At 73.3% G+C, this 26545-nt stretch carries 24 protein-coding genes; 10 read left to right on the forward strand and 14 right to left on the reverse strand.

Translation table 11 applies throughout. The annotated features are described in order from the left end of the window. The first annotated feature begins 62 nt into the window (after nt 1–62). Together GA0070214_RS00350 and GA0070214_RS00355 are read left to right on the forward strand one after the other, a co-directional pair. Nucleotides 63–827 (forward strand): MBL fold metallo-hydrolase, encoded by a 765-nt coding sequence (locus GA0070214_RS00350; protein ID WP_091257786.1) that lies wholly within the window; start codon nt 63–65, stop codon nt 825–827. Next, nucleotides 824–1405 carry a DedA family protein gene (locus tag GA0070214_RS00355; protein ID WP_091259742.1) on the forward strand — a complete coding sequence of 194 codons (582 nt, stop codon included), beginning with the start codon at nt 824–826 and terminating at the stop codon, nt 1403–1405. Before GA0070214_RS00350 ends, GA0070214_RS00355 begins: the two co-directional genes overlap by 4 nt. On the opposite strand, the gene GA0070214_RS00360 is transcribed toward GA0070214_RS00355, so the two are convergent. Next, nucleotides 1338–3716: a phage holin family protein gene (locus tag GA0070214_RS00360; RefSeq protein ID WP_377463255.1), complete on the reverse strand. Its 2379-nt coding sequence runs from the start codon at nt 3714–3716 to the stop codon at nt 1338–1340. The two genes, GA0070214_RS00355 and GA0070214_RS00360, sit on opposite strands and share 68 nt — an antisense overlap. 43 nt (nt 3717–3759) lie before the next feature. Beyond that, nucleotides 3760–4209: a winged helix-turn-helix transcriptional regulator gene (locus GA0070214_RS00365; RefSeq protein ID WP_091257789.1), complete on the reverse strand. Its 450-nt coding sequence runs from the start codon at nt 4207–4209 to the stop codon at nt 3760–3762. A gap of 90 nt (nt 4210–4299) precedes the next feature. On the opposite strand from GA0070214_RS00365, the gene GA0070214_RS00370 reads away from it, so the two are divergent. Continuing rightward, entirely contained in the window at nt 4300–4893 is a 594-nt protein-coding gene (locus GA0070214_RS00370; RefSeq protein WP_091257791.1) for a dihydrofolate reductase family protein, read from the forward strand. Between the two features lie 5 nt (nt 4894–4898). Then, on the forward strand, nt 4899–5291 hold the full coding sequence (locus GA0070214_RS00375; protein WP_244167482.1) for a TIGR03618 family F420-dependent PPOX class oxidoreductase: 393 nt from the start codon (nt 4899–4901) through the stop codon (nt 5289–5291). Nucleotides 5292–5341: 50 nt separating this feature from the next. Here GA0070214_RS00375 and GA0070214_RS00380 read toward each other — a convergent pair whose 3' ends face one another. The 4 genes from GA0070214_RS00380 to GA0070214_RS00395 all read right to left on the reverse strand — a co-directional run bounded on the left by GA0070214_RS00380 (nt 5342) and on the right by GA0070214_RS00395 (nt 9847). Next, nucleotides 5342–5644: a hypothetical protein gene (locus GA0070214_RS00380; protein WP_091257796.1), complete on the reverse strand. Its 303-nt coding sequence runs from the start codon at nt 5642–5644 to the stop codon at nt 5342–5344. Between the two features lie 60 nt (nt 5645–5704). Further along, entirely contained in the window at nt 5705–6421 is a 717-nt protein-coding gene (locus tag GA0070214_RS00385; protein ID WP_091257798.1) for a hypothetical protein, read from the reverse strand. Between the two features lie 171 nt (nt 6422–6592). Further along, nucleotides 6593–9193: a rifamycin-inactivating phosphotransferase gene (rph, locus tag GA0070214_RS00390; RefSeq protein ID WP_091257800.1), complete on the reverse strand. Its 2601-nt coding sequence runs from the start codon at nt 9191–9193 to the stop codon at nt 6593–6595. 138 nt (nt 9194–9331) lie between these two features. Then, entirely contained in the window at nt 9332–9847 is a 516-nt protein-coding gene (locus GA0070214_RS00395; RefSeq protein ID WP_091257802.1) for a VOC family protein, read from the reverse strand. Between the two features lie 91 nt (nt 9848–9938). On the opposite strand from GA0070214_RS00395, the gene GA0070214_RS00400 reads away from it, so the two are divergent. From GA0070214_RS00400 to GA0070214_RS31650, 4 genes are all read left to right on the forward strand, one after another. Continuing rightward, nucleotides 9939–10910 carry a helix-turn-helix transcriptional regulator gene (locus tag GA0070214_RS00400; protein ID WP_091257804.1) on the forward strand — a complete coding sequence of 324 codons (972 nt, stop codon included), beginning with the start codon at nt 9939–9941 and terminating at the stop codon, nt 10908–10910. 664 nt (nt 10911–11574) lie between these two features. Continuing rightward, nucleotides 11575–12051, forward strand: coding sequence for a hypothetical protein (locus GA0070214_RS00410; protein ID WP_091257808.1), 477 nt, complete (start codon nt 11575–11577; stop codon nt 12049–12051). A gap of 43 nt (nt 12052–12094) precedes the next feature. After that, entirely contained in the window at nt 12095–13900 is a 1806-nt protein-coding gene (locus GA0070214_RS00415) for a glycoside hydrolase family 15 protein (RefSeq protein ID WP_091257810.1), read from the forward strand. A 12-nt stretch (nt 13901–13912) separates the two neighbouring features. Next, the gene (locus tag GA0070214_RS31650; RefSeq protein WP_167364164.1) at nt 13913–14074 is read left to right on the forward strand and encodes a hypothetical protein; all 162 of its coding nucleotides are present in this window, start codon (nt 13913–13915) and stop codon (nt 14072–14074) included. 69 nt (nt 14075–14143) lie between these two features. On the opposite strand, the gene GA0070214_RS00420 is transcribed toward GA0070214_RS31650, so the two are convergent. Next, nucleotides 14144–14557: a contact-dependent growth inhibition system immunity protein gene (locus GA0070214_RS00420; protein ID WP_091257812.1), complete on the reverse strand. Its 414-nt coding sequence runs from the start codon at nt 14555–14557 to the stop codon at nt 14144–14146. 31 nt (nt 14558–14588) lie between these two features. On the opposite strand from GA0070214_RS00420, the gene GA0070214_RS00425 reads away from it, so the two are divergent. Then, nucleotides 14589–14999: a nuclear transport factor 2 family protein gene (locus GA0070214_RS00425; RefSeq protein WP_167364165.1), complete on the forward strand. Its 411-nt coding sequence runs from the start codon at nt 14589–14591 to the stop codon at nt 14997–14999. A 139-nt stretch (nt 15000–15138) separates the two neighbouring features. Here the strand turns inward: GA0070214_RS00425 and GA0070214_RS00430 are convergent, their stop codons facing one another. The 3 genes from GA0070214_RS00430 to GA0070214_RS00440 form a co-directional block, all read right to left on the reverse strand. Next, complete coding sequence (locus GA0070214_RS00430) at nt 15139–16632, reverse strand: MFS transporter (protein WP_091257816.1); 1494 nt, start codon at nt 16630–16632, stop codon at nt 15139–15141. Nucleotides 16633–16877: 245 nt separating this feature from the next. Further along, complete coding sequence (locus tag GA0070214_RS00435; RefSeq protein WP_091257818.1) at nt 16878–18236, reverse strand: carbohydrate-binding protein; 1359 nt, start codon at nt 18234–18236, stop codon at nt 16878–16880. Nucleotides 18237–18304: 68 nt separating this feature from the next. Then, a complete protein-coding gene (locus GA0070214_RS00440) occupies nt 18305–19432 on the reverse strand; it encodes a low temperature requirement protein A (protein ID WP_167364166.1) in 1128 nt (375 codons plus the stop codon). A 297-nt stretch (nt 19433–19729) separates the two neighbouring features. On the opposite strand from GA0070214_RS00440, the gene GA0070214_RS00445 reads away from it, so the two are divergent. After that, nucleotides 19730–20962, forward strand: coding sequence for an ROK family transcriptional regulator (locus GA0070214_RS00445; RefSeq protein WP_244167483.1), 1233 nt, complete (start codon nt 19730–19732; stop codon nt 20960–20962). 43 nt (nt 20963–21005) lie between these two features. Here the strand turns inward: GA0070214_RS00445 and GA0070214_RS00450 are convergent, their stop codons facing one another. From GA0070214_RS00450 to GA0070214_RS00465, 4 genes are all read right to left on the reverse strand, one after another. After that, nucleotides 21006–22898, reverse strand: a complete 1893-nt coding sequence (locus tag GA0070214_RS00450) for a ricin-type beta-trefoil lectin domain protein (RefSeq protein ID WP_341845044.1) — start codon at nt 22896–22898, stop codon at nt 21006–21008. Nucleotides 22899–23049: 151 nt separating this feature from the next. Then, nucleotides 23050–24462 (reverse strand): GH1 family beta-glucosidase, encoded by a 1413-nt coding sequence (locus GA0070214_RS00455; protein ID WP_091257826.1) that lies wholly within the window; start codon nt 24460–24462, stop codon nt 23050–23052. 47 nt (nt 24463–24509) lie between these two features. After that, nucleotides 24510–25508: an ABC transporter ATP-binding protein gene (locus GA0070214_RS00460; protein WP_091257828.1), complete on the reverse strand. Its 999-nt coding sequence runs from the start codon at nt 25506–25508 to the stop codon at nt 24510–24512. Then, nucleotides 25505–26542, reverse strand: coding sequence for an ABC transporter permease (locus GA0070214_RS00465; RefSeq protein WP_208602605.1), 1038 nt, complete (start codon nt 26540–26542; stop codon nt 25505–25507). Before GA0070214_RS00465 ends, GA0070214_RS00460 begins: the two co-directional genes overlap by 4 nt. Nucleotides 26543–26545: the final 3 nt, after the last annotated feature.

A 26545-nucleotide genomic window follows, 5' to 3' on the forward strand; every position in this document is an offset into this window, starting at 1 on the left:
CTCCGACAGTTCCGCCCCGCTCCGGATACGGTGGCAGGCGTGACCGAGCTGGTGCGGGTGTCGTGGTCGAGCTGACCTGGTACGGGCACAGCACCGTGTGGATCGAGGACGCGGGCACCCGGCTGCTGACCGACCCGCTGCTGCGGAACCGGCTGGCCCACCTGCGGCGGCGCCGGGGAACGGCTCCGCGACTGCCGGCCGCCCCGGACGCCGTACTCGTGTCGCACCTGCACGCCGACCACCTGGACTTCGCGTCGCTGCGCCGCCTGCCTCCGGACACCGCGCTGGTGGTCCCGGCGGGAGCCGGGCCGCTGGTCCGCCAGGCCCTCGGCGCGTCGGCCGCCGGCCGGTGCACGGAGCTGGCGATCGGCGAGCGGATCACCATCGGCGGGCTCGACGTCACCGCCGTGCCCGCCGCCCACCACGCCGGTCGGGGCCCCTGGTCCCGGCACCGGGCGCCCGCCCTCGGCTACCTCGTCGAGGGTCGCGCGCGGACCTGGTTCGCCGGGGACACCGGCCTCTTCGACGAGATGGTGGCCCTCGCGCCGCTGGACCTCGCGCTGATCCCGGTCGGCGGGTGGGGGCCGACGCTCGGCCCCGGCCACCTCGACCCGGCCGGGGCCGCCGAGGCGGTACGGCGGGCCGGGGCGGCGTGGGCCGTGCCCATCCACTACGGCACCTTCTGGCCCGTCGGCCTCGACGCGGTCCGGCCGGACCGCTTCCACGGGCCCGGTGACGAGTTCGCCCGGCAGGCGGCGGCGGTCTCCCCGGCCACCGAGGTACGAGTGCTGCGGCCGGGCGAGTCGCTCGCGGTGTGCCGGCCGTGACGGCGACCCTGGGTGCGCTGGGCTCGCTGCTCCTCGTGGTGCTGTTCGGCTCCGTGGTGCCCGTGGTGCCGACCGGCGCGGCGGTCAGCGGCGCCGCCGCGCTCGCCGCCCACCAGCATCCGGTGACCGTGGTCCTGGTGGTGCTCGCCGGCGCCCTCGGCGCGTACGTCGGCGACCTCGCGACGTTCCGCCTGCTCGGCTGGGGCGGCGGAAGCATGGCCCGCCGGGTGCCGGGCCTGCGCGGCGGCCAGCGGATCGACCGGGTGCCGGCCCGGGTCCGGGAGGCGCGGGTCTCGACGCTCCTGGTGTCCCGGCTCATTCCCGGCGGCCGGATCCCGGTGCTGCTGGCGGCCGCCGTGGCGGGGCTGGCCTGGCGCCGCTTCGCCGTCGCCAACGCACCGGCCAGCCTGCTGTGGTCGGTGCTCTACGCCGCGATCGGGGTCCTCGGCCGCGCGGTCTTCCCCGAGCCCTGGGAGAGCGTCGTGGCCGCCATCCTGCTCGTCGTGGTGGTCACCCAGGCGCTGGGCTGGCTGAGCCGGCGCCGGGAGGCGCGGGAGGATCCGCTGGCGACGCGGTAGCCGCCGCCCGCGCCGGCCTCCCATCCCCGGAGCCGTCCGCCCGCCCCGACGCGTCGCCGGCGTGCTCGTCGGGCCGGCGCAGGCCCAGCCGGCACAGCCAGCCGAGCAGTTGGCGGTGGACGGCGTCCGGGCCGACCAGCTCGCCGTCGCGCGGCCAGTCCGCGGGATGGACGAGCAGGGCCTGCGTCTGCCAGCCGCCGAGCCCCCCATGGCAGCCGACCAGCTCCTCGAAGGCCGCCACCTCCTCGAGGCCCGGATCCACCGTGCTGATCACCACGAGGTCGCCCACGTGCTCCGTCGCCTGGTGGCGCAGCAGGTCGTGGCGCGCCCGCGGACCGTACGGGACCAGCGGGTCCTCGCCGTCGACCCGCCCGTCGCGCAGGCGGTGGCAGCCCCGCGCCCCGATCGCCAGGGGGCCGGCCGCGGAGTCGACCACGACCAGCCCGACGCCGGGGTGCGTGGCCAGGCCGTCGATCAGCCCCGGCGCCACGGCGTCGACGCGCTCGCGGGTCAGCCGTCCCGGGTGGCGGGCCAGGTAGATCATCGCGAGGTTGCCCGAGGCCACCACCACCGTGGCGGGGTCGGTGTGGGTCGCCGCCTCCTCGCGGTCGGCGGGCCCGAGGCTGACCTCACCGCCGTCGGCGTGCGAGCGCAACGCCAGCCGGGTCGCCGTGCCGGTCGCCCCGCCCGAGCCGGCCGCCTCGGTGAGCAGGGTGTTCAGCCGTCCCCACTCCTCGTCGGGGCCGGTGACCTCGGCGGCGGCCACCTGCGGGACCGGGCCGGCGGCGGTCGTCCGGCCGTCGGCTGCGACCTCGCGTACCGGGGGCGTGGCGAGCCGGGCGACCACGTCGGCGAGGGACTCGCCGTACCGCTGGCGGAAGGTGGCGCCCTGGCTCTGCCCGTGGTCGCTCAGCACCACGATGTGGTAGCGCCGGGCCGCCTCGCCCGCCAGGCGCTGCAGGACGCCCAGCGTCTGGTCGAGCGCCTCGAGGACCGCCATCGCCTGCGGGCGGGCCGGTCCGGCGTGGTGGGCGACCTCGTCGTAGTCCAGGAAGTCGCAGAAGACGACCGGCGCCCCGGCGGCCATCTGCTCGGCGATGAGCGAGACGTTCAGGTCGCTGAGCAGACTGGCCATCGGGCGCAGCGCCAGGTAGGAGCCGCTGCGCCGGCCGCGGGGCCGGATGTCGCGCAGCCGTTGCCGTCGCGCCTCGTACAGCTCGCGGACGACCTGCCCGGCGCCGCGGACGACGGCGCGGGCGAAACCGTACGGGCTGGCCATGAAGACCGCGTAGCCCCGGGTGGACCGGCCGGGCAGCCCGGCGCGGCTCACCGTGAGCAGGCTGGTGGGGGCGTCGCCGGAGAAGACGGTGCTGATGCTGACGCCGCCGTCGCGCAGCAGCCCCTGCCCGGTGGAGAGGCGCTGCTCGATCTCGGCGGCGTCGCGGGGCCGGCTGGTGACCACGAGCCGGCCGGGGGAGTGGCCGCCGTCGTCGTTCGGGGTCGCCTTCTCGTACCAGCGATAGGCCGGCAGCCGGCGGACGTCGCCGTGGAGCAGGCCCGCCTGGGCCGCGGGCGTGGTGGCCGGGAGGCCGGTGTGCCAGCCGGCCAGCCGGTGGCTGCCGGTGCGCAGCCACCGGCCGATGGTGGGCAGGTTGCCGGCGCGGATGGCCCACTGCACGAGCGGCGCGGCCACGCCGTCGAGCTGGACGACGAGCAGGCCGTCGGGCTTGTGCGCCTGGGCTGCCACCGCTGCGGCACGGCCGTGCCGCAGCCGGTGCCGCCATCCGGGATGGAGGCGCCGCTCCCGCCGGCGCCGCACCCGGGTCATCACCCACAGCATCTCGCTGACGAAGGCGTCGTCGGTGCCGGCGTCGGCGAGCCAGTTCACGACCGCCGCGAGCGCCACGGCGAGCCACGCGGCGGCGAAGGCGTCGGCGAACCCGGCGACGTCCGCTTCCGGGTCCAGCCGCAGCGCGACGTACATGACGACGGCCTGCACGGACACGCCGATGACGAGTGCGCCGAGCCCGCCGAGCAGGGTGGCCAGCGCGAACAGCACCGGGCGCAGCACCGCGCCGATCGCGGCGATCAGACCGACCAGCCACAGCGTCGCGAGCAGCCCGCTGGCGGTGACCCCCGGCAGCAGCCAGAGCGTCACGCTGAGCACCACGAACGAGGTGACCGCGCTGCGCAGCAGGCTCCGCAGCCGGGCGACCGTGGGCCGGTAGTCGCGCAGCACCCGCAGGCCGACGCGGCCGGGCTGGGGAAGGCGCCGGTCGCCATCGGCGTCCGCGTCCGGCTCCATTCCCATGACAATGCCACACCTGAGCTGGCAAGATCCGCGAGAGGGGTGGTCAGGCGGCCCCGGGCCCGGGCAGCGGGTCGACGTCGCCGGCGTGCATCGGCTGCCCGCAGTGCGCGCAGCGCAGCTCGACATGGCTGACCTGGCCGCAGGCGTGGTGGCGGTAGAGCACCGGTGGGCCGGCCGCACCGGCCAGCCACCGGTCGCCCCACCCGACCATGACCATGAGCAGGTCGACCAGCTCGGTGCCCTTCTCGGTCAGCACGTACTCGAAGCGGGGTCTCCGGTCGTAGGGCCGGCGTTCCAGCACGCCGTGGGCGACCAGGTGGTTGAGCCGTTCGGTGAGGACCTTGCGGGAGATGCCGAGGTCGGCCTGGAGCTGCTCGAACCGGGTCAGGCCGACGTTCACGTCACGCAGGATCAGCGGCGACCAGGGTTCGCCGATGACGTCGAGCGTGCGCGCGATCGAGCAGGCCATCTGGCCGAAGTCGGTGCGCTGCATGGAATCAATCTACCACTTGAGGTTCCCTCAAGGAACCCTGACTGCTACGGTGGCGAAGTCTCCTGAAGGAACCCAGAAGGGGTGAGCGGAATGAGCAAGGTCCTCGTCGCACTGTCGGTGTCGGTCGACGGCTACATCACCGGTCGCGATCCCGGCACCGGTCGCGGGCTCGGCGACGCGCCGATGCTGTTCGACTGGTACTTCGACGGCGACACGCCCAGCGGGGTGTTCGACGGGTTCCGGCTGAGCGAGCCCAGCGCCCGCGTCTTCGACGCCCTGGCCGCACGCGTCGGCGCCAGCCTGGTGGGTCGCCACACCTACGACGACTCCGGCTGGTCGGGAGGCGGCACCCCGCACCCCGACGCGCCGCTGGTCGTGCTCAGCCATCGGCCGGCGCCGCAGCGCAACGACCGGCAGACCTTCGTGAGCACCGGCATCGCCGACGCCGTTGCCGCGGCCCGCGAGATCGCCGGCGACAAGGACGTCGCACTCATGGGCGGCGGCGTCGCGACCGAGGCCCTGGCGGCGGGCCTCGTCGACGAGGTGATCCTGCACCAGGTGCCGATCCTGCTCGGCGGCGGGCGACCCTTCTTCCAGCCGCTGCCCGCGCACGTGCGCCTGCGCCTGGTCGAGGCCGTCGCGGCCCCCGGCGTCACCCACCTGCACTACGAGGTCGTGCGATGAGCACCGTGACCGGCGGCCTCGACCCCGAGGTGCGGCGCGTGCTCGATGGCGCCCCGATCGCCCACCTCGCCACCGTCCGGCCCGACGGCTCGCCGCACACCACCCCCGTCTACATCGGTACGCACGGCGACCGCGTCGTCTTCTTCACCGGCCCGGCGACACGCAAGGCGCGGAACCTGCGCCACGACCAGCGCATGGCGCTGTCCGTCGCACCGGCCGACAACCCGTTCACGCCGGTCGTCGTCCGCGGCCGCGTCGTCGAATGGGTCGAGGGTGACGCGGCGTGGCAGATCATCGACCGGCTGGTCGCCAAGTACACCGATCAGCCGTACCCCCGTGGGCAGGAGCGTGTCGTGGCCGTGATCGAAGCCGACCACCAGACCGTCGACGTCGGCTGAGCCAACTCGACCGAGCGGAGTCGGCTGAACCGGGCCGGCGGGCGTGGCGATCAGGGCAGCCGGCGCACCGCAGGGTCGGTGTGCTCGGCCAGGACGAACCGCCCCTGATCGTCGAGAGCGTGCACGGTGACGGGGACGGAGCTTCCGTCTTCGAAGCTCAGCGTGAAGACGGGATCGAGGCCGCACAGGAAGGCGAGCCCCTGGCGCCCCTCGTCGTCGTCGTGGATCAGGCGGCCGCGCGCGTCCCAGCCGCCGCCGCTGTCCGCGATGACCACCGCGATGTCAACCCTGGCGAGGAGGGTGGACGGGTTCGCCCACCAGTCCAGGGAACACCGGCCCTCGAACCGCTCCATGGGCACCACCTCTCGAAACCCGACTATCCACCCTGCCGCGACAAGGCCGCGCCAGCTTGATCAGGTACCCACGATGCTTCCCGAGGGCTGGAGCGAGTCGGCGACGAGGCGGAGTTGGTCTGGCGACAGCTCACCTCCGCGGCGGCGGTAGGCATGAGGTCCGAGGGCGACGAGGCCATCAGCGGTGCTCGCCCATCGGCACGGTGCCCAGTACCTGCTGTGCAGCAGTTCCTCGCCGACCTGGCACACCTCGGACCGAGCGCCGACAGCAGTCAGCGCTTCCGCGACCAGGTCCACGGCACTGCCCGGCCGGTTGCTGTCGGCGCAGGCCGGGAGGATCAGGAGCAGCCGCTCGGCCGGGGTGTGGTCGTGGTCCGGATGGTGCGCGGCGGCGACGACTTCCGGCCATGCGAACGCCGGCCCCCGGAAGTGGCCCTCGACGGCCGCCAGGGGGATTCGCGCGTCGCCGGTGCCGGGATCGAGCACGTAGTCGACGCCGCCGTCGTCTCGGGCGTTGCGCATGACGACGTGCAGGCGACAACGCCCGGCAAGTGGCAGCGAGAACACGGGCCAACTGTGTGGGTCGAGGAAGGTGTCGGCAATCTGCTCCAGGTCGGCCGGATCGACGCCGAAGGCCTCCGGCGCTGTCGCCGATTCGCCGACGGCGAAGAGGAACGTGGGCCAGAACAGTGGATGCGTCATCAGGGCCGACCCGTCGACCAGCGGGGAGTGTGGAAACGGCGGCTCGTACCCGTCCAGATATCCGGGGATGATCACGTCGTCATCATGGCACTGCGGCAGCCCGGGCCGGGTCCTCCGAGGTTGCCGCCGGGACGTCCGTCCACCCCGACCCGCCGGCGCCGCCAGGATCGCCGAGCCTGTCGAGCGACTCGACGCCTGGCGGCACGCGGGCCTACCGCGGCGCCGGCATCCGGCGGACCGTGGCGATCAGTCGGGCAGGATCTCGACGTAGCCGTCGGTGCCGTGCAGGCGGATCCGCTGCCCGTCCCGGATCAGCCTTGTCGCGTCGTGCACGCCGACGACGGCGGGTAGGCCGTACTCCCGGGCGATCACCGCACCGTGGGTCATGAGGCCGCCCACCTCCGTCACCAACCCGTCCACCGCCACGAACAGGGGTGACCAGCTCGGGTCGGTGAAGGCGGTGACCAGGATGTCGCCCGGTTCGAGATCGGCCTCGGCCACGTCGAGGATGACGCGGGCCCGCCCCTCGACGATCCCGCCGGAGACGGGGAGGCCGACCAGGGCGCCGTCCGGCACGTCGTCGCGCCGGTACGCCCCGGACAGGCCCTCGCCCTCGGACGTGAGCACCCGGGGCGGGACGAGCGCCTGATACGACCGGAACTCGTCCCTGCGCCGGCGGATGAGCTGATCATCGGCGTGCTCCGTGCGGACGACGTCGTGCAGCTCGGCGAACGTGAGGTAGAAGATGTCCTCCTGCTCGCGCAGCACACCGGCCCGCACGAGCCGCTCGGCCTCCTTCAGCAGGGCCTGCTTGTAGACGAAGTAGCGGCTCACGATGGCGTACTTCGGATACTCCCGGTAGCCGATGAAGGTGCGGACCCGGTCGATCATCCGCTTGGTCTCCCCGGCCTTCCGCTCCCCGTCCGGCAGGGCCCGCAGGCGCTCCAGGACCTCCTGTTCCTTCCTCTGCGCCTCCCGGCGCCCGTGCTCGAAGCGCCGCGTGCGAGCGCCCGGCTCGAAGTTCCGGACGTTGTCGAGGATGAGGGACACGAGCGCGGTGGGGCGCTCGCTCCAGCGTGGCCTCGTGATGTCGATCTCGCCGACGCAGCGCATCCCGTACGTGTCGAGGTAGTCCCGGATGGCGTCGCGCGCTTCCCGGCCCCCCGGGAGCCTGGGCAGCTCGTCCAGGAAGCCGTCGTCCTCGACCTTCTCCAGGAAGGCCACCACCTCCGGGTGCGGGCGGATGACGTCGGCGACGTCCAGGAGCGCGAGTCCCATCTCCGACGTGACGTTGTGGGGCGCGGACAGCGTGAGCGTGTCGGAGGCGTTCTTCTCGCCGAGCCACGCGAGCAGCTGCTCGTTGAGCCACCACGAGGCCTCCATCCCCGCCATGATCGCCTGCATGCTCTGCGGGTCGCCCAGGAGCCGCTTGTGCTCCTCGAAGGCCGCGAGGAGGAAATCGAACAGCGCCGGTCCCGACTTCGCGGCGATGTCGCGCCGCAGGGCGGCGAGAGCGGTCTGGCTGCGGTCGATCAGCTCGGTGACGATGGCCGGATCGGTCTCGATCGGGGCGGGCGCGCCGCCGGCGCGCGGTCCCGCCGGACCCTGATCGGGAAGCGACGGGATGAAGTCGCCCCGGTCGATGAGGGTCTCCAGGGCGTCCCTGGTCAGCGGATCGGCCTTGCCCGCCATCTCCAGCAGGCCCGCGCGGCTCGACGGCGCTGCCAGCGCCCGGGTGGCGTCGACGAACAGCCTTCCGCCGGCCTCGTGCATCGGCGCCATGGCCGTCAGCTGCCACATGGAGAAGCCCAGGGGCTTCATGGCGTCCGTCATCATCTGCTGGTGACCGACCGAGAGGTAGACATGGTTCTCTCCGTCGCCGGCCTGCGGGATCGGGAAGAGCGTGGTGATCGGCCGGCTCTGGACGATCTGGAAGTCGTCGTCGACCAGGCACCATTCGATGTCCTGAGGGCGGCCGAAGTGGGCCTCGATCCGCCGGCCGAGCTGCACCAGCCGCAGGACCTGCGCATCCGTCAGCGCCGGCTGCTCCTGCCGCTCCGGGTCGATCGCCTGTTCCGTCGTCCCGCCGCCCGGCAGCGCGTGGATGGCGAGCCGCTTGGTGGCGATCGTCCGGTCGACGATCGCACCGTCCCGCACCGTGTACGCGTCCGCGTTGACCAGCCCCGAGACCAGCGCCTCGCCGAGGCCGAAGCTGGCCTCCACGGAGGCGACCTTCCGGTTGGACGTGACGGGGTCGGCCGTGAACAGCACGCCGGCCACCTGCGGGAAGACCATCTTCTGCACGACGACGGCCATCTGGACCCGGCGGTGGTCCATGCCGTTCCGCTGGCGGTAGGTCACGGCCCGCTCGGTGAAGAGTGAGGCCCAGCACCGGCTGACGTGCTGGAGGACCGCCGCCGGCCCCACGACGTTCAGGTACGTGTCCTGCTGGCCGGCGAAGGATGCCGTCGGCAGGTCCTCGGCCGTCGCGCTGGACCGGACGGCACAGGCCGCTCGCTCGCCGAGCCGGGCGAGCGCTCGGCTGATCTCCGCCGCCACGTCGTCGGGCAGCGCGATCCCTTCGATGGTCCGGCGGATCTCCGCGCTGAGCGTGCGGATCGCCTCCCGGTCGTCCGGTTCCAGGCGCGACAGCCGGTCGAGTCGCTCGTCGATCGCCGGCGCCTCGGACACGATCCTCCGGAAGGCATCCGTCGTCACGCAGAATCCGGCCGGCACGCGAATGCCGTCGATCCGCGACAACGCCCCCAGGTGCGCGCCCTTGCCGCCGACGACCGCGACCTGCGTCTCGTCGACCTCGTGGAAATCTGACACGTACTGCTCGGTCATCGCGATGTCGTGCCCCAATTCTTCGTCCGTTTCTCCGTCCGGCCGACGATTCTGCGGCACGACCCGGGTCTTGCGGCAAGGCCCCCGGTCCGATATACGTTAAAGTGGGGCCGCGAAATGTCTCGCGAAGTCACCCAATCAAATCAACGGGCGACTGACCACGCTTTCGGTGCGGCCGCTCAACTCCCGGTCCAGGGTCTCCTGCGCGTCGCGCATCGCCTCGGCGTACCGCGGTTCGGCGAGCCGCCGCATCCCCACCTCGGGTGCGACCTCCTCCACCACCGCGCTGATCCACCAGATGTTGCCGAACGGGTCGCGCACCCGTCCGCCCCGCTGACCGAAGGCGTGGGTGGCCGGTGCGGTGACCACGCGCGCCCCGGCGGCGACCGCGCGCTCGGTCGCGGCGTCGGCGTCGGCGACGAAGACCCGCACCAGCGACGGCATGGCCGGCCAGTCCGGCTGCCGGTCGAAGGCGAGCAGGATCGTGTCGCCGACGCGGATCTCGGCGTGGCCGATCGTCCCGTCCTCCAGGCGTACCCGTCCGAGTTCGACACCGTCGAACACCGCGGTGACGAAGTCCAGCAACTGCCCGGTGTCCGGCGTGACGATCCACGGCGCGGCGGTCGTGTACCCGGCGGGCGCGGTGCGGCTCATGGCAAATCTCCCTCGTGTCGTGACGAACTGCGCCCACGCTAGGACCCGTATAGGTCAGATCCCGTCCTACTCCCGCGGCACAATGACGGCCATGTCCGACCCGCGTGCCCGGCTGCTGTCCCTGCTGTCGTTGTTGCAGACCCCACGGTTGTGGCCGGGCAGCGAGCTGGCACAGCGGCTCGGGGTGTCCGGCCGGACCCTGCGACGGGACGTCGACCGGCTGCGGGACCTGGGCTATCCGGTGTACGCGGAGCAGGGCGGGCTGGGCGGGTACCGGTTGGCGGCCGGCGCGGCGATGCCGCCGCTGCTCCTCGAGGACGACGAGGCCGTCGCGATGGCCATCGGGCTGCGCACGGCCGCGGCGCAGCCGGTGGCCGGGGTGGACGAGGCGGCGGTGCGGGCACTGGCCAAGCTGCTGCAGGTGCTGCCGGCGCGGCTGCGCCGCAGGGTCGACACCCTGGCCTCCTCCACTGTGGCCCACCCGTTCGCACCGGCCATGGCGCCGGTGGACCCGGACACGCTGGTCGTCACCTCCGCGACGATTGCCAACCACGAGCGGCTGCGGTTCCGGTACCGCGACCAGGGCCGGCACGTCGAGCCGCGCGCCCTGGTGACGGCCGGGCGGCGCTGGTACCTCCTCGCCTTCGACCTCGACCGCGACGACTGGCGGACCTTCCGGCTGGACCGGGTCACCACCGCCGTCGCGACGGGCGCCCGGGCGACCACGAGGGACGTACCCGGCGGGGACGTCGCCGCCTTCGTCGCCAGCCGGACCATGCGCATGGCCCCCACGTGTAAGGCCGACGTCATGCTGCACGCACCGGCCGCCCGGGTGGTGGATCGCCTCGGCGGGCCGCCGCCGGGCACCCTGACCGATCAGCCGGACGGCACCTGCCGGTGGCTCGCCCCGCCGGACACCCCCGAGTGGCACGCGCTGCGGCTGGCGTCGATCGGGCTGCCGTTCACCGTCAACGGCCCGCCCGAGCTGGTCGCCCACCTCAGGTCGACGGCCGCGCTGTTCCGGTCCGGCACGGCGGGGCCGCGTCCTCGACCGGTCGCGTAACGGCACGGCGAGCCGCAGCGCCGGTCTTATACAGCGCCTTCCAGGGTGCGGGCGGGAACTCGGGACCGAGAGCTGCCGCCCAATCGAGTCGAGTGCGGGGAAGTGTTCATGGTGGAGCCCACGACGTCCGTCCCACATCCGCAGCGGCGGCCCGGCCCGCCGTCGGCGGGCGCCGCCGTGCAGGAAGCCCCGGCGGTGGCACCGGCCGCCGGTGGTGGCGCCGCTCCGGCCGGACAACCGGAGCCGGGGGAGGGGCGGCGGCCGACCTGCCAGCACTGCCGGCAGCCCCTGTTCGAGGACAGCCTCTGGGGGTGGATGCACGCGGGCAGCCGGTACCTGTGCCAGGACCCGGCCACCGGTGAACCGTTGTGCCAGCCGGCCACGCCCGCCTAGCTCCGCGGACCGGCTCACTCGGTCGGGCTATTCGCGCTGCTCGTCCGGGCAAGCGACCCGGTCGCGAGGTGTGGTGCGCCTAGGGTGGAGAGTCGACAGTCGTAGCGGGGCGGGCTCCGGTCCGGGGCCGCACACGCCCGCGGGTACAGCCGGAAGGCATCGATGGCCGAGACAACCGTGCCGGGCCGCGTCCGGAACGCCGGGCGGCCACCGCTCGACAGGCGTGCGGGGCCGCCGGCCGCCGGGGCGTGCCGCGGCGGCCACCGCTGAGATGGACTGGGCCGGATGGGCGGTGTTCGGGCTGGTCGCCACCGCTGCGCTCACCGCGGCGATGATCAGCGCACAGATGGCCGGCTTGACCCGCCTCGACCTTCCCCTGGTGCTCGGCACCCTCGTGACCGAGGACCCCGACCGGGCCCGGGTCGTCGGCTTCTTCATCCACCTCCTCGCCGGTCAGGGCTTCGCCCTGGGGTACGCGGTCGCGTTCGCCCTGCTGCACCGCGCCACCTGGTGGATCGGCGCGCTGTTCGGCGGGCTCCACGTCGCGATCGCGTTGACGGTGATCCTGCCGCTGCTGCCCGGCGTCCATCCGCGGATGGCCTCGCTGCGGGCCGGCCCGTCCAGCACTGCCGTGCTGGAGCCACCCGGCCTGTTCGCCCTCAACTACGGCGTCCAGACGCCCGCGGTCACGGCTGTGGTCCACGTGATCTACGGGGTCGTGCTCGGGCTGCTCCTGCGCGCCGGTTGATCGGCCTTCGGGTGCGCACCACAGGACCTGAGGGGAGCCCGCCGTGACGGACCCCCGACCGCCGGCACCGATCAGCGACTACGGGCTGCTCGGCGACACCCGCACCGCTGCCCTCGTGAGCGGCGACGGCGCGATCGACTGGCTCTGCGTACCCCGGTTCGACGGTGAGCCCCTGTTCGGACGCCTCGTGGGCGGCCCCGCCGCGGGGACCTTCCGGGCCGGTCCGGCCACGCCGGCCCCGATCGTCGAGCGGCGTTACCGGCAGGACACTGCGACGCTGGAGACGACGTGGGAGGTGGGCGGCCGGCGGCTGACCCTCACCGAGTCGATGGTGGCCGAGATCAAGGGACGGCTGCTGCCCACGACACTGCTCGTGCGACGGCTGTCGGTCGAGGGTGGCGCAGTGGGTGCTGTCGTCGAGTTCGACCCCCGCCTCGGGGTACGGCACCGCCGGCCCCGACTCCGCCACCGCGGCAACGCCCTGGTGTGCCAGTGGGGGGCGCTGGCCGTATCCCTGGACTGCACACCCGGGGTCACGGTCGAACCGGGCCGGCCCGCCTCCGTCGAGGTGGCGCCGGGCCGCCCCGTCACCCTCGTCCTCGCCGTGGCGGACCGGGAACCGCTGATCCACGTCGAGCCGGAGGCCGCCTGGGAACTCGTCCTCGGCGACGAGGCCCGCTGGCGGGACTGGACGGCCGAGATCCACGGCTCGCTGCCGTTCCGGGAGGCCGTCGTCCGCAGCCTGCTCACCCTGCGGCTGCTCACCTACTCACCGTCGCAGGCCCCGGTCGCCGCGCCGACGACGTCGTTGCCCGAGAACCCCGGAGGGGCACGCAACTGGGACTACCGCTACGTCTGGCCCCGGGACGCCAGCATCGGGGTCAACGCGTTCCTCGGCGTCGGCAAGCTCGACGAGGCCCACGGCTTCCTCGCGTGGCTCCTGCACGCCAGCCGGCTGGAACGCCCGCGCCTGCCGGCACTGTTCACCCTGACCGGCCGCCACGTGCCGCGGGAACGGGAGCTGCCCGGCTGGCCCGGCTACCTCCGCAGCGTGCCGGTCCGGTCCGGCAACGGCGCCGCCAACCAGCACCAGCTCGACGGCTACGGCTGGGTGGTCGACGCGGCCTGGGTGTTCGTGCAGGCCGGGCACCGCCTCTACTCCGAGACGTGGCGGGCCGTGCGCGGCTTCGCCGACGTCGTCGCCGGCCGCTGGAACGAGCCCGACGCCGGCATCTGGGAGGTCCGCGAACCCGGCCACCACGTGCACTCGAAGCTCATGGGCTGGCTCGCCCTCGACCGGGCACTCCGCATCGGTGACACCCACCCGCTTCCCGACCGGCAACGCCGGCGCTGGCAGGAGGCCCGGGACGCCATCGCCGCCGAGGTCCGGACGCGGGGCTTCGACCCGGCCCAGGTCAGCTACGTCCGTAGCTACGGAACGCCGGACCTGGATTCGGCTCTGCTCGTTCTCCCGCTGCTCGGCCTGGACGACGTGGCGTCCCCCCGCGTGCGGGGGACCGTCGACGCCATCCGCGAGCGGCTCTCCGCCGGCGGCCCGCTGCTCTACCGCTACCCGCCGGGACGCGACGGCCTCGCCGGCACCGAAGGCGCCTTCCTGCCCTGCTCGTTCTGGCTCGTCCAGGCCCTCGCCAGCACCGGGCGACGCCGCGAGGCCGAGGAGCTGTTCCAGGAACTGCTCGACCACGCCAGCCCGCTGGGCCTCTACGCCGAGGAACTCGACCCCGCGACCGGCGCCCACCTCGGAAACTATCCGCAGACGCTGACCCACGCCGCCCTCGTCCAGGCTGCACTCGCGATCCGCGACAGCCCCGATCGAACCCCGACCTGACATGATCACGACGTGCCCGACCCCGACCACGATCCCACCGACGACAACCCGGCGTCCGAGCTGCCGGCGCCGAGGGTGCGCAGCGAGCTGCTGACGCTGGTCGTGCTGCTGCTCACCTCGGCCGTGCTGCTGACGGTCTTCTTCTGCTGTGCGGCCTTCTGGGTGTACGGCTGATCGCCCTCGCCGTCGGGCGACTGCGGGAACTGGTCCCGCACGGGTCCGGAGGTCGCCCGAGACAGAGCCTCATCGAGAGAGAAACCGCAGGACGGTGTCGCGGACCAGCCGGGCCGGGTCGCGTGGTTTGAGACCCGGGTCCAGGGGCGGAGAACTGGCAACGAGTTCAGTTAGCACGGATACCAACTGACCCCGCTCTGCGGGCAGGCCCGACCAGGACGGCTCAGGCAGCCCGAGCACGTTCACGAGCAGGTCGCCTGGGTAGTAGTCGCCCTCGGCCAGCGGGTCCTGGAGCAGCACGTGTAGCGCGAGAGGCAACAGCGCCGGCACGGCGATCTGTTGACCGAGCATGAGGCGCAGGTCTTCGACCGTGAATTCGTCCAGCGGCGTACGTGCCAGCGCGGAGCAGCGCCTCACAAGAGCCGATGCGTCCGGACCGGGATCGGGCCAGGTGGCCCGTTCCAGCTGCTCGATCGTCGTCACGACAGTCAGGGTAATTCTGAGTCTCCCTGTGGTGGCCACGGGCAACGACGGTCGGCTCTCGCATCGCGTCCGGGCCGTGCTGCGCCACTACATCGACCACAGCGGTGCCGACGAGGACGCCGCCCACGAGATCTACCACGACGACGCCGTGCTGGAGTTCCCGCAGTCCGGCGAGCGCTTCGAGGGCGTGGCGAACTTCCGGGAGTGGCGGCGCGCGTACCCGGCCGACGTGGACCTGGAGGTGGTCCGGGTGCGCGGCGGCGGCGACGCCTGGGTGGCGGAACTGCGCATCCGGTACGACGGCGGCGAGTGGCGGCCCGCCGTCGACATCCTGGAGTTCCGCGGCGACCGGGTGGCCCGCGAGACGATCTACGTGACCGAGCCCTTCCCGGCACCGGAGTGGCGGTCCCGGTGGCGTGCCGCCCCGGGCCGAGACGGGTGACGGGCACCGTCGCAGCGACGGGACGGGACGTGCCCCGGTCGGCGGGACGGGACCGGCAGGCGAAAGATGCGCGCATCGGTTCGTCCGAGCGGACCTCGGTCACCCTCTGCCGAGCCGTGCGCGAGAAGTGGCCGGAGGCTCACGGCCGACGGCCTCCGGGATCGCGCCCGACTCCTCTCCGACGGGTCAAGGGACGCCGCGGGTGCGGGGACCAGCCCGGTCCCGGCCTACCCGGCGCACCCACGCCGGTCGCGCCCGGGCCACGCCCGGCCACCCGCCGCGCCCGACAGGTGGTGCCGGACCCCGAAGCGCCGGGGCCTGCGCGACGAGTCGACCGACGGCCGGCGGAGGCCGTGGGCGTCGCGGCAGTCCGGAGGGGCGGGTCGCTGGGCGGCCCCGGTACCGCAACGTCCTGGCCGTGCCGCAGCGGGGACAGCAGCAACGGAACCGGGGCTAGCGTCAGGCCGGCGCCGATGACCAACAGGGTCGAGCGGATGCCGATGAGCTCCCCGAGGGCGCCGCCGAGCAGGCCGCCGAGCGGCAGCGCGCCCATGACCAGGAACCGCATGGTGGCGTTGACCCGGCACTGGAGGCGTGCGGGCACGGTCGCCTGCCGGTAGGTGGTCTGAGCGATGCCGTAGACGACCTGGCCGGCGCCACTGCCGAGGAGTCCGACCACGAAGAAGGCCAGGCCCCAGCCGCAGCCGGTCAGGGGGACCAGGAGGTTGAACGGGCTGCTCGCCACCGCGGACAGCCAGATGGTGCGGGCCAGGCCGATCCGGCGGGCGAGCCGGCCCGCCGTGACGGCGCCCAGCAGCGCGGCGGCGGGAGCGGCGGACAGCAGCACACCGGCGGCACCGGGCGAGACGCCGACGGTGTCGACGAGGAACAGGATGATCAGGGCGGAGGCGGCAGTAAACAGCAGGTTGACCAGGGCGCTGGTGGCCGCGATCGCGCGGAGCACCGGATCCCGGAGGACGTGGGACAGTCCCTCCCGGGCCTCGTGGGCCGTGCCGGCCCGGGCGGGCGGCCGGGGCGCCGGCTCGCGGGCCCGGATCCGGGCCAGGCAGGCGGCACTGATCAGGAAGCTCACGGCGTCGACCAGCAGGGTGTTCGTCGCGCCGACCAGGTGGGTGAGCCAGCCGCCGAGGCTTGGGCCGGCGACCTGCCCCGAGGAGCGGACGGTCTCCAGCGTGCAGTTGCCGCGGAGCAGGTCCGCCCGGTGCAGCAGCCTCGGCAGGTACGACTGGTGGCCGATGTCGAACAGCACCCGCATGGCGGCCATGACCGCGGCCGCCGCGATGAGCAGCGGCAGGGTCAGCCGGCCCAGCGCGGCCGTCACGGTGACCGCGACGAGCGCCGCGCACCGGACCAGATCGGTGGTGATCAGCACCGGCCGGAGCCGCCGCCGGTCCAGCCAGACCCCGGCCGGCACCCCGAGCAGGAGGAACGCGCCGTTCTGCACGGCCACGAGGACGCCCAACTGCCACGGTGTGGCGTGCAGGAGCAGCACGGCGATCAGCGGGAACGCGATCGCCGTGACGTCGGTGCCGAGCTGGGTGACCGTCTGGCCGGCGACGAGCAGCCGGAAGTCGGTGGACCGCCAGGGCAGGCCCTGAGGTCGTACTGTCATCTGCGCCCTCGCACGTGCCGTGGTTCCCGTGCGGACACCGCCGCGGGGGAGCCGGCCACCGGCCCGCCGGTCGGCGGCGGGCGGGAGCGTGCGAAGAGCGGCTCATGGGCGTTGGGGAGACCCGCGGCCCTCGGTCAGAGGTTAGCCCAGCGGCTCGGGCCACGCGCCGGATCGACCAGGGCAGGAGGACGTCAATCCGCGCGCCCGGCGCGGGGCCCCGCGCGCCTGCGGGGCCCCGCGCGGCCTCAGCGGCCCTGGAGGGACTTGACGTTGTCGCCGAAGGTCCAGCCCTTCGAACCGTCCCAGTTGACCGACCAGGTCATCAGCCCCTTGAGGCTGCCCCGGTAGGTGTTCCACGCCTGCGCCACCAGCGCCGGGCTCAGGTACCCGCCGCCGGCGCCGATCTGGGCGGGCAGCCCGGGGACCTGCTTGTCGTACGGGACGCGGATGGTGGTGCCCTGCACGACCAGGCCGGTGTTGAGGCAGTCGGTCTGCACGGTGAAGCCCTGCACGGTGCCGGCCGGGTACGAGTCGCCCGCGCAGCCGTACATCGAGCCGTTGTAGTACTGCATGTTCAGCCACCAGAGCCGGCCGTTGTCCGCGTACTTCTTGACGATCGGCAGGTACGCGCCCCAGATCGAGCCGTAGGTGACGCTGCCGCCGGTGACGTACGCGGTCTCGGGGGCCATGGTGAGCCCGAAGCCGGCGGGCATCTGGGCCAGCACCCCGTCGATGATCCGCACGAGGTTGGCCTGCGAGGTGGACAGCTGGTTGATGTTGCCGCTGCCGGTCAGCCCGGTCTCGATGTCGATGTCGATGCCGTCGAAGTTGAACCGCTTGAGGATCGGCACGACGGTGGCGACGAACCGGTCGGCGACCGCGCTGGAGCCGAGGTCGATGCCGGCGGTCGCGCCGCCGATCGACAGCAGGACGGTCAGGCCGGCGGCCTTGGCCTGGCACACCTCGGCGGGGGTGGGCACCTTGACGCCGGCGTCCATGCCGTTCTCCCAGAGCACGGTGCCGTCGGCGCGGATCACCGGGAACGCCGCGGTGACCACGTTGTAGCCGTGGGCGGTGATCCGGGAGTCGGTGACCGGGATCCACCCCATGCCGGGGTGCACGCCGTTGGCTGCGCCGTCCCAGTTCTCCCAGTAGCCCTGGAGCACCTTGCCGGCCGGCCGGGACTTCAGCGCGCAGGTGCTGCCGCCGGGCGGCGTCGTCGAGGTCGGGGTCGGGGTGGGCGTCGCGGTGGGGGACGGTGACGACGTCGGCGTCGGGGTGGGGGAGGGCGGCTTCGTGGTGGGGCTCGGCGTCGGGGTGCCGCCGTCACACGCGCCCAGGTCGGACCAGAGCGCCGGGGTGGCGGGCGGGGTCCAGCCGGCGCCCGCCGGCGGGGTGTGCGTCACCAGCGCCTGGTACAGGCGGCCGGCGTAGGTGGCCCGGCTGCCGGCGGTCCAGGTGACCCCTTCCGCCCAGGCCGGCGCGGAGCAGGCCACCAGGGCGGTCTGCGCGGCGGCGAGCCCGGTGGCGACGGGCAGGGCGGCGGTGGCGGCGAGCAGGGCGGCGCCGCCGAGCAGTGCGGTCAACCCGCGTCGAAGTCGCATGACATACCTCCTCATCGATGCGCCGGAGGTTATCAGTTAACTTTGTTAAATGTAAATGCCTCGTCGGCTCAGGGCGTTGCCGCCACGCCCTCGCGCTGCCGGCGGGCGAACTCGGCGGCCGCGACGCCGAACAGGACGAGCGTGGCGACCAGGCTCAGCATCAGATTCCCCAGGCGTGGAGCCGCCGGCACGAGGGCGACGGCCGCGAGGACGCCGACCACGTGGGAGAGGGGGACGCGCCCGAGCACTTCGTGGTCGAGGGTGGCCCGGCCGACCAGGAAGAGCACGACACCGCCGAGCACGAGCGCGGCCTGGTTCGCCTCCGGCCGTGCGCCCGGCTGCGCGATGACCCGGCTGAAGCCCGCCGCCAGGCCCACCACGCCGACCACCATCAGCCAGTGGGCGTACGGGTTGGTCTGCACCAGCCGGTAGCGGTGCGGGGCCCGCTCGATCGCGCCGCGCAGGCGGGCGCCGGCGCCGCGGGCGTAGCTCCACCACAGCAGCACGGTCGCGACGAACGCGGTGGCGAACGCGCCGACGCGGTCCATGCTGAACGGCATGTGGCTCAGGGTCAGGACGGTGACGAGGATCAGCTCGCCCAGGGTGAGGACGTAGATCTGCTGATACCGCTCGGCGAGGTGTTCCGGCACCACCCTGTACCGCGGCAGCGGGGGCCGGCCGGGGATCGGGAACCGGAAGCCGAACGCCACGTAGTCGACGGCCAGCGCGACCAGCCACACCCCGAGACGGCCGCCGGGATCGGCGACCAGGCCGCCGGCGAGCCACAGGCTGCCGGAGACGATGGTCCACAGCAGGACCCGGATCGGCCGCTCCCGCTCCGGACGGCTGCGGAGCGCCACGATGATCACCAGCCCCCGGCTCCAGTTGATGCCGGCCCAGGTGGCGCCGAAGATCAGCCCGTGGCCGTCGAACGCGGTCGGCAGGGCGGCCGACATCAGCATGCCGCCGAACATGATGCCCAGCACCACGAGCTGAATGGGGCGCTCCTGAGGGCTGTAGAGGTCGGTGAACGACGTGGTGGTCACCCAGACCGCCCACAGCGTCGACAACGTCAGCAGGGCCTGGGCCAGCCCCGTCCAGCCCTCGCCGGCCATCTTCTCCGACGTCAGGGTCAGGGTGGCGATCAGCGAGAGATCGAAGAACAGCTCCAGAAGATCGGATCGGGAGCCCGCCATCATGGTCCGCGTAACCGACCGACGTCCGCCATCCACCACAGCAGGCCTTCTTGATCTCGCGGCGCCGAGGGCCGTCACCGAGCTCGGCCGGCGCCCGCCCCGTGGCTCAAGCTAACCGACGTGCGCCGCGGCGATCCGCCGAACGCGGAACCCCGGGGTCGTCGCGGGCGGCGGCCCACGTTCTTCACTACTTGGTTCACCGCATTAACCTTGGGTGACGTGTCCGGGGCGGGTCGCCGCGGATGGTGACCGGAGAGGTAGGCGGACGTGGACGCCAGACGCACCACCGTGCGCGACATGCGTCGTGCCAACCGCTCTGTCCTGCTCACCCGGATCTGGCTGGACGGCCCGCTGAGCCGGCACGAGCTGGGGCAGTCCACCGCGCTCAGCCTGGCCAGCGTGAGCAACCTGGTCGGCGAGATGATCGCCGAGGGCCTGGTCGAGGAGGCCGGCTCGGTCGAGTCCGACGGCGGCCGTCCCCGGGTCCTGCTCCGGGTCGCCCCCGCCTACGGCTACCTGGTCGGCGCCGACGTCGGCGAGACCCGGGTGCAGGTCGAGCTGTTCGACCTGGCCATGACCGCCCTGGCCAAGGCGGAGTACCCGATCGCCGCCGCCGAGCCCGACCCCCGGCGGGTCACCGACCACCTGCTGCACGGCCTCGCCGCGGTGATCGAGCAGGCCGGCGTCGACCCGGCCGCGGTGCTCGGTTTCGGCGTCGCCGTCTCCGGCACCGTCGAGCGCACCGCCGACGCCGTCGTGCACGCCCAGACCCTCGGCTGGGACGGCGTGCCGCTCGGCGCCATGCTCCGCGCCGGCACCGACATCCCCGTGCACATCGACAACGGCGCCAAGACCCTCGGCCAGGCCGAGATGTGGTTCGGCGCCGGGCGCGGCGTCCGGCACGCGGTCGTCGCCCTGGTCGGCTCCGGCGTCGGGGCCTGCGTGGTCGCCGACGGCGTGGGCTACCGCGGCGCGCACAGCAGCGCCGGCGAGTGGGGGCACACCACCATCGTGTACGGGGGCCGCCGCTGCCGCTGCGGCAACCTCGGCTGCCTGGAGGCGTACGTCGGGGCGGAAGGGGTGCTGGACCGGTTCCGGCAGGCCAACCGGGGCCGCCCCGCGGCCGGCGGCGACGAGGAGACCGCCTTCGGCGAGCTGCTGCGTGCCAGCAGCCGCACCGCCGCGAAGGTGCTCGACGACACGGTGGGCTACCTGGGTGCCGGGGTGGCGAACCTCGTGAACCTGTTCAACCCCGAGCGGGTGGTGCTGGGCGGCTGGGCCGGCCTGGCCCTGGGCGAGCGCTACCTGCCGCAGATCCGCGAGGTCACCGCGCGGCACGCGCTGCGCCAGCCGTACGCCCAGACGTCGATCGAGCTGTGCCGGCTCGGACCGGACGCGGTCGCGATGGGCGCGGCCACCCTGCCGATGGCCCGGCTGCTGCGCGACGGCGGTGTGCCGCGCGAACCGGCCGCCCGGCTGTCCCCGGCGCCGGTGCCGCCGGCCCGCCGGCCCCGCACGCGCACCCGCTGAGCGACCGGGCCGGCGGCGGGAGCGCCGCCGGCCCGGCCCCGGGTCAGGACGGAAGGTTCCACTTCTGGTTGGCCGCGCCGGTGCAGCTCCAGATCTGCGTCTTCGTGCCGTCGGCCGACGTGTTGCCGGTGACGTCGAGGCACTTGTTGGCCTGCGGGTTCACCAGGTCCCGCGCGGCCGTCCAGGTCCACCGCTGGGCGGCGCTGCCGTTGCAGGTCCACAGTTGCACCCTGGTGCCGTCGGCGGTGCCGCCCCCGGAGACGTCGAGGCACTTGCCCAGCACGCGGATGGTGCCGTCGGCGGCCCGGGTCCACTGCTGGTTCGCGCCGCCGGTGCAGCTCCAGATCTGCGCCGGCGTGCCGTCGGCGCTGCTGTTGTCGGTGGCGTCGAGGCACTTGCCGCCGATGCCGGTGATCGGGCCGGTCGGCGTGCCGCCCCCGCCGCCGGACTGCGTGCCCGCCCAGGTGAACGTGGCGGTGGTGCGGGCGGGCAGGGTGTAGGTGAAGGACTGGCCGCCCCAGACGACCTTCATCGACTGGGCGGAGCCGCCGCCGTTGTGCGCGAGCAGCGCCTTCGTGCCGTCCGGGTTCCGGTACGCGACGTTCTGCACCGTGCCGTTGGCGGTGGAGTCGATCCGCAGCGCGCCGGGCCGGACGAACTTGGTGAGGTGCCCGGTCGTGTAGTACTCGATCGTGTAGTCGACCTGGCCGGCGCGGGCGCCGCCCTCCTGGACGGTGATGAGGCCGGTGCAGGTGCCGCAGCCACCGTTGTGCGGGCCCATGAACTGGTTGACCGCGAGGCTCCACTTCACCACGCTCCGGCTCCAGTTCCGGGCGTAGTTCACGATGTCGGCCATGTCCTCGTTGTGCTGGTTGCCGATCCAGGTGCCGCCCGAGTGCTCGGTGCTGAACTGCGGCACCGCCGGGTACTGGCCGTGCACCTGGCTGCCGACCGCCGGGTCACCCCAGTAGCCGTGCCAGGCGATGCCGCCGAAGAGCGGATCGGTGCGCACGGCGCTGTCGGCCAGCAGCCCCGCGCCGATCGTGCCGTAGTCGCCGTAGTTCCAGTCGTGCACCAGCACCTTCGTGGTGATGCCGGCGGCGCGGAACGCCGGGTAGACGAAGTTCTTGGTCAGCTCGACCAGGCCGGAGGAGTTCCAGCTCATCCCCGGGTAGTCCATGGCGGTGGGGTTGCCGGACTGGCAGCAGTTCGGCTCGTTCTGCACCGAGAGGTAGTCGACCTTCACGCCCCGGGCCGCGTACGCCTGGATGGTCTTCACGAAGTACTGGGCGTAGGTGGCGTAGTACTCCCACTTGAGCCAGCCCATCTGGTCCATCCGGCCGTTGTCCTTCATCCAGCCGGGCGCGCTCCACGGCACGACCATCACCCGCAGCGCCGGGTTGAGCTGCCGGGCCTGCGCGGTGAGCAGTTCGACGTTGGTGTCGTAACCGTTGGCGCCGAAGTCGTTCAGGTCGCAGCAGGTGTCGTCGAGCGAGACGTTGCCGGGCCGGGACAGGTCGGAGGCGCCGATCGGGTTGCGCACGTAGGACAGGCCGATGCCGTCGGTGGGACTGAACAGCTTGCGCATCACCTCGTCCCGGGTCGCCGCGCTCACCGGTCCGCCGCGCAGCAGGTACGCCGTGGTGTCCGTGATGGACGCGCCGGCGCCCTCGAACGGCTGGTAGCGGGTGTTCTCGTCGACGGTGATCGTGTGGGTGGCGCCCGGGCTGGTGGCGGCGAAGGCCAGCGGGCTCTGCTGTTGCAGGCCCCGGGTGACGGTCCGCCCGCCGGAGTCGGAGGTGGTGGTGAGCCAGACGTTGACGCTCTCGCCGGCCGCCTGGGCGGCCGGTGGCGGGGCGAGGGCGAGGGTGCCGGCGGCGAGGCAGAGCGCCAGGGTGGCGCGGCCGGCGAGTCGGGGAACGGTGGTGGGGGACACGGATGCTCCTTCCGGATAAATAGACATCCGCGAATGAGAAAACCCCTCGCACCTGCTTATGTCAAGATATGAAAAAAGAGTCCGAGTTTGTGGGCGGGCACGGCGGGGCGGCCGCCCGGGATGCCCCCGGGCGGCCGCCCCGAGCGGCCCGTCAGCGCTCCCCGCGCACCCGCCGGATGGTGTCGCGGTACCAGTGCGCGCTGCGCTTCGGCGTGCGCCGCTGGGTGTCGTAGTCCACCCGCACGATGCCGAACCGCTTGTCGTAGCCGTACGCCCACTCGAAGTTGTCCAGCAGCGACCAGGCGAAGTAGCCGCGCACGTCCGCGCCGGCCTGCCGGGCCCGGGCCACCGCCCGCAGGTGCTCGGTCAGGTACGCCACCCGGTCGTCGTCGGCCACGAACCCGTCGGCGTCCGGCTTGTCGTCGAAGGCCGCGCCGTTCTCCGTGATCACCAGGGGCACGCCCGGGTAGTCCCGGTGCAGCCGGACCAGCAGCTCGGTGAAGGAGTCCGGCACGATCTCCCAGTCCATCGCGGTGCGCGGCAGGTCCCGGCGGATGACCCGGCGCACCGGGCGGCCGTCGTCGTCGCGCTCCCGGCCCTGCTCGTCCACCCCGGAGTGCACCTGCCCGAAGTAGAAGTTCACCCCGAGCACGTCGATCGGCGACGAAATGACCTCCAGATCGCCGTCCTGCACCGGGATGCGCACCCCCTCGGCCGCCAGGTCGGCCACCACGTCCTCGGGGTAGGAGCCGCGGAACACCGGGTCGAGGTAGAGCCGGTTGCCCAGCCCGTCGGCCGCCCGCGCCGCGTCCCGGTCGGCCGCGCTGTCGCTGGCCGGGTCCGCGGTGGACAGGTTGACGGTCAGGCCCAGCTCGATCGGGGTGGTCGCCGCGGCGCGCAGCCGCTGCACCGCCAGCCCGTGCCCGAGCAGCAGGTGGTGGGCGGCGGCGATCCCGTCACCCAGGTTCCGCCGGCCCGGGGCGTGGTTGCCGTACGCGTACCCGAGCATCGCCGAGCACCACGGCTCGTTGAGCGTGGTCCAGGTCTTCACCCGGTCGCCGAGGGCGCCGAAGACCAGCTCCGCGTAGTCGGCGAACCGGTGGGCGGTGTCCCGGTTCGGCCAGCCGCCCGCGTCCTCCAACTCCTGCGGCAGGTCCCAGTGGTAGAGCGTCACCCACGGGTCGATCCCGCGGCCCAGCAGCTCGTCCACCAGCCGGTCGTAGAAGGCCAGCCCGGCCGGGTTCGCCGGCCCGCGGCCGCCCGGCTGCACCCGCGGCCACGCCACGGAGAACCGGTAGGTGTCCAGGCCCAGGTCGGCGATGAGCGCGACGTCCTGCGGCATCCGGTGGTAGTGGTCGCAGGCCACGTCGCCGTGGTCGCCGTTGGCCACCGCGCCCGGCACGCGGCAGAAGGTGTCCCAGATCGACGGGGTCCGGCCGTCCTCGGCCACCGCGCCCTCGATCTGGTACGACGAGGTCGCCACCCCCCACCGGAAGGTCGGCGGCAGGGTGTCGATCGGGTCGGCCTGCCCGGTGGTGCTGGGGCGGGTGAGGTCGGTGTCCATGGTTCTCCTCGCGGTAGCGGGTCGTTCGGTCGGACGGAGAGCGGGGGTCAGTGGGGGACCGGGGCGGCGACCGGGTGCAGCCAGCAGGCGACGTCCCGGCCCGGTTCGGCGGCGCCCAGAACCGGCACCTTCTTGTCGCACGGGTCGAAGGCTTTCGGACAGCGCGGGTGGAACGCGCAGCCCTTCGGCATGGCCCGCAGGTCCGGCGGCGAGCCGGGGATGCCGGTCAGCTCCCGGCGCGGTCCGCGCAGCGCCGGGAAGGAGTGCAGCAGACCCTCGGTGTACGGGTGCAGGGCCTGCCGGTACAGCTGGGCGGCGGGCGCCTCCTCGACGATCCGGCCGCCGTACATGATGGCGATCCGGTCGGAGAACTCGACCAGCAGCGACAGGTCGTGGGTGATGAACAGCACCGCGAAGCCGAGGCGCTCCCGCAGCTCGGCGAGCTGGCCGAGGATCTGCCGCTGCATCACCACGTCCAGGGCGGTGGTCGGCTCGTCCATGATGACCACCTGCGGCTCCAGCGCCAGCGCCATGGCGATCATCACCCGCTGCCGCATCCCGCCGGAGAGCTGGTGCGGGTAGCTGTCCAGCCGGTCCGCGGCGATGCCGACCAGGCGCAGCAGGTCCCGGGCCCGGGCCAGCCGGCCCGCCGCCGTGCTCGTCGGGTCGTGCGCCTTGATCACGTCGAGCAGCTGGGTGGAGACCTTGTGCACCGGGTTCAGCGAGTTCATGGCGCCCTGGAAGACGATCGACGTCTCCGCCCAGCGGAACTGCCGCAGCTGCGCCGGGCTGAGGGTCAGCACGTCGACCGGCGGGCCGTCGACCGGGTGGTAGACCACCTGGCCGCCGCTCACCACGCCGGGCGGCGGCAGCAGCCGGGTCAGCCCGTACGCCAGGGTGGACTTGCCGCTGCCGCTCTCCCCGGCCAGCCCCAGCACCTCGCCGCGGTGCAGGGTCAGGTCGACGTCCCGGACGGCGTGCACCGCCGCGTCGCCGAGCCCGTAGTCGACCCGCAGCCCGCGGATCTCCAGCACCGGATCGCTCATGGTGCGACCTCCTCTCGGGGGGCCGGTACCGGACGGGAGGCCGGGGCCAGCACGGGGGTGAAGCCGACCCGCATCCGCACGGTGCGACCGTCTGCGGTGCGGATCCGGGTCTTGCCGGCGCTGCGCAGCCGGGGGCTCACGAACTCGTCGATGCCGAAGTTGATCAGGGCGAGGGCGGTGCCGAGCAGCGCGATGGCCAGCCCGGCCGGCACGAACCACCACCAGGCGCCCTGCGCGAGGGCCTGCTGGCCCTGCGCCCAGAACAGGATGGTGCCCCAGTTCCACGACGAGATCGACGAGATGCCGATGAAGGCCAGCGTGATCTCCGACATGACCGCGAAGATGACGGTGCCCACGAAGCCGGAGGCGATGATCGCGGTGAGGTTGGGCAGGATCTCGAACAGGATGATCCGCCAGGTCCGCTCGCCGGTGGCCCGGGCCGCCTCGACGTAGTCGCGGCGCCGCAGCGACAGGGTCTGGGCGCGCAGCACGCGGGCGCCCCACGCCCACGAGGTGAAGCCGATGATGAGCGCCACCAGCGTGTCGCTGGCCTGCTCGACGATCGACGTCACGATGATGATCAGCGGCAGGGCGGGGATGACCAGGAACACGTTGGACAGCGCCGACAGCCCCTCGTCGGGCACCCCGCCGATGTAGCCGGCCGTCACGCCGATGAGGATGGACAGGATCGTCGCCAGCACGCCGGCGAGCAGGCCCACCAGCATGACGCTGCGCGCGCCGACCAGGATCTGGCTGAAGATGTCCTGACCGAGGTGGGTGGTGCCGAACCAGTGCCGGGCCGACGGCCCCTGGAGCACGTCGGCGCTGCGCGCGTTCGGGTCGTACGGCGCCACCCAGGGCCCGATGACCGCGAACAGGCAGTAGATGCCCAGGATGACCAGGCCGGTGGCGGCCTTGGCGTTGGCGACGAACCGGAACCGGCGCCGCTTCGCCCGGCCCGGCGCGGCCGACGGCTGGGCCATCGCCCCCTGGCCGGGAATGACCTGCTCGATGCTCGACGGTGAGATGGTCATCGC

This window comes from Micromonospora chaiyaphumensis, from assembly GCF_900091435.1.
Lineage (GTDB): Bacteria > Actinomycetota > Actinomycetes > Mycobacteriales > Micromonosporaceae > Micromonospora > Micromonospora chaiyaphumensis.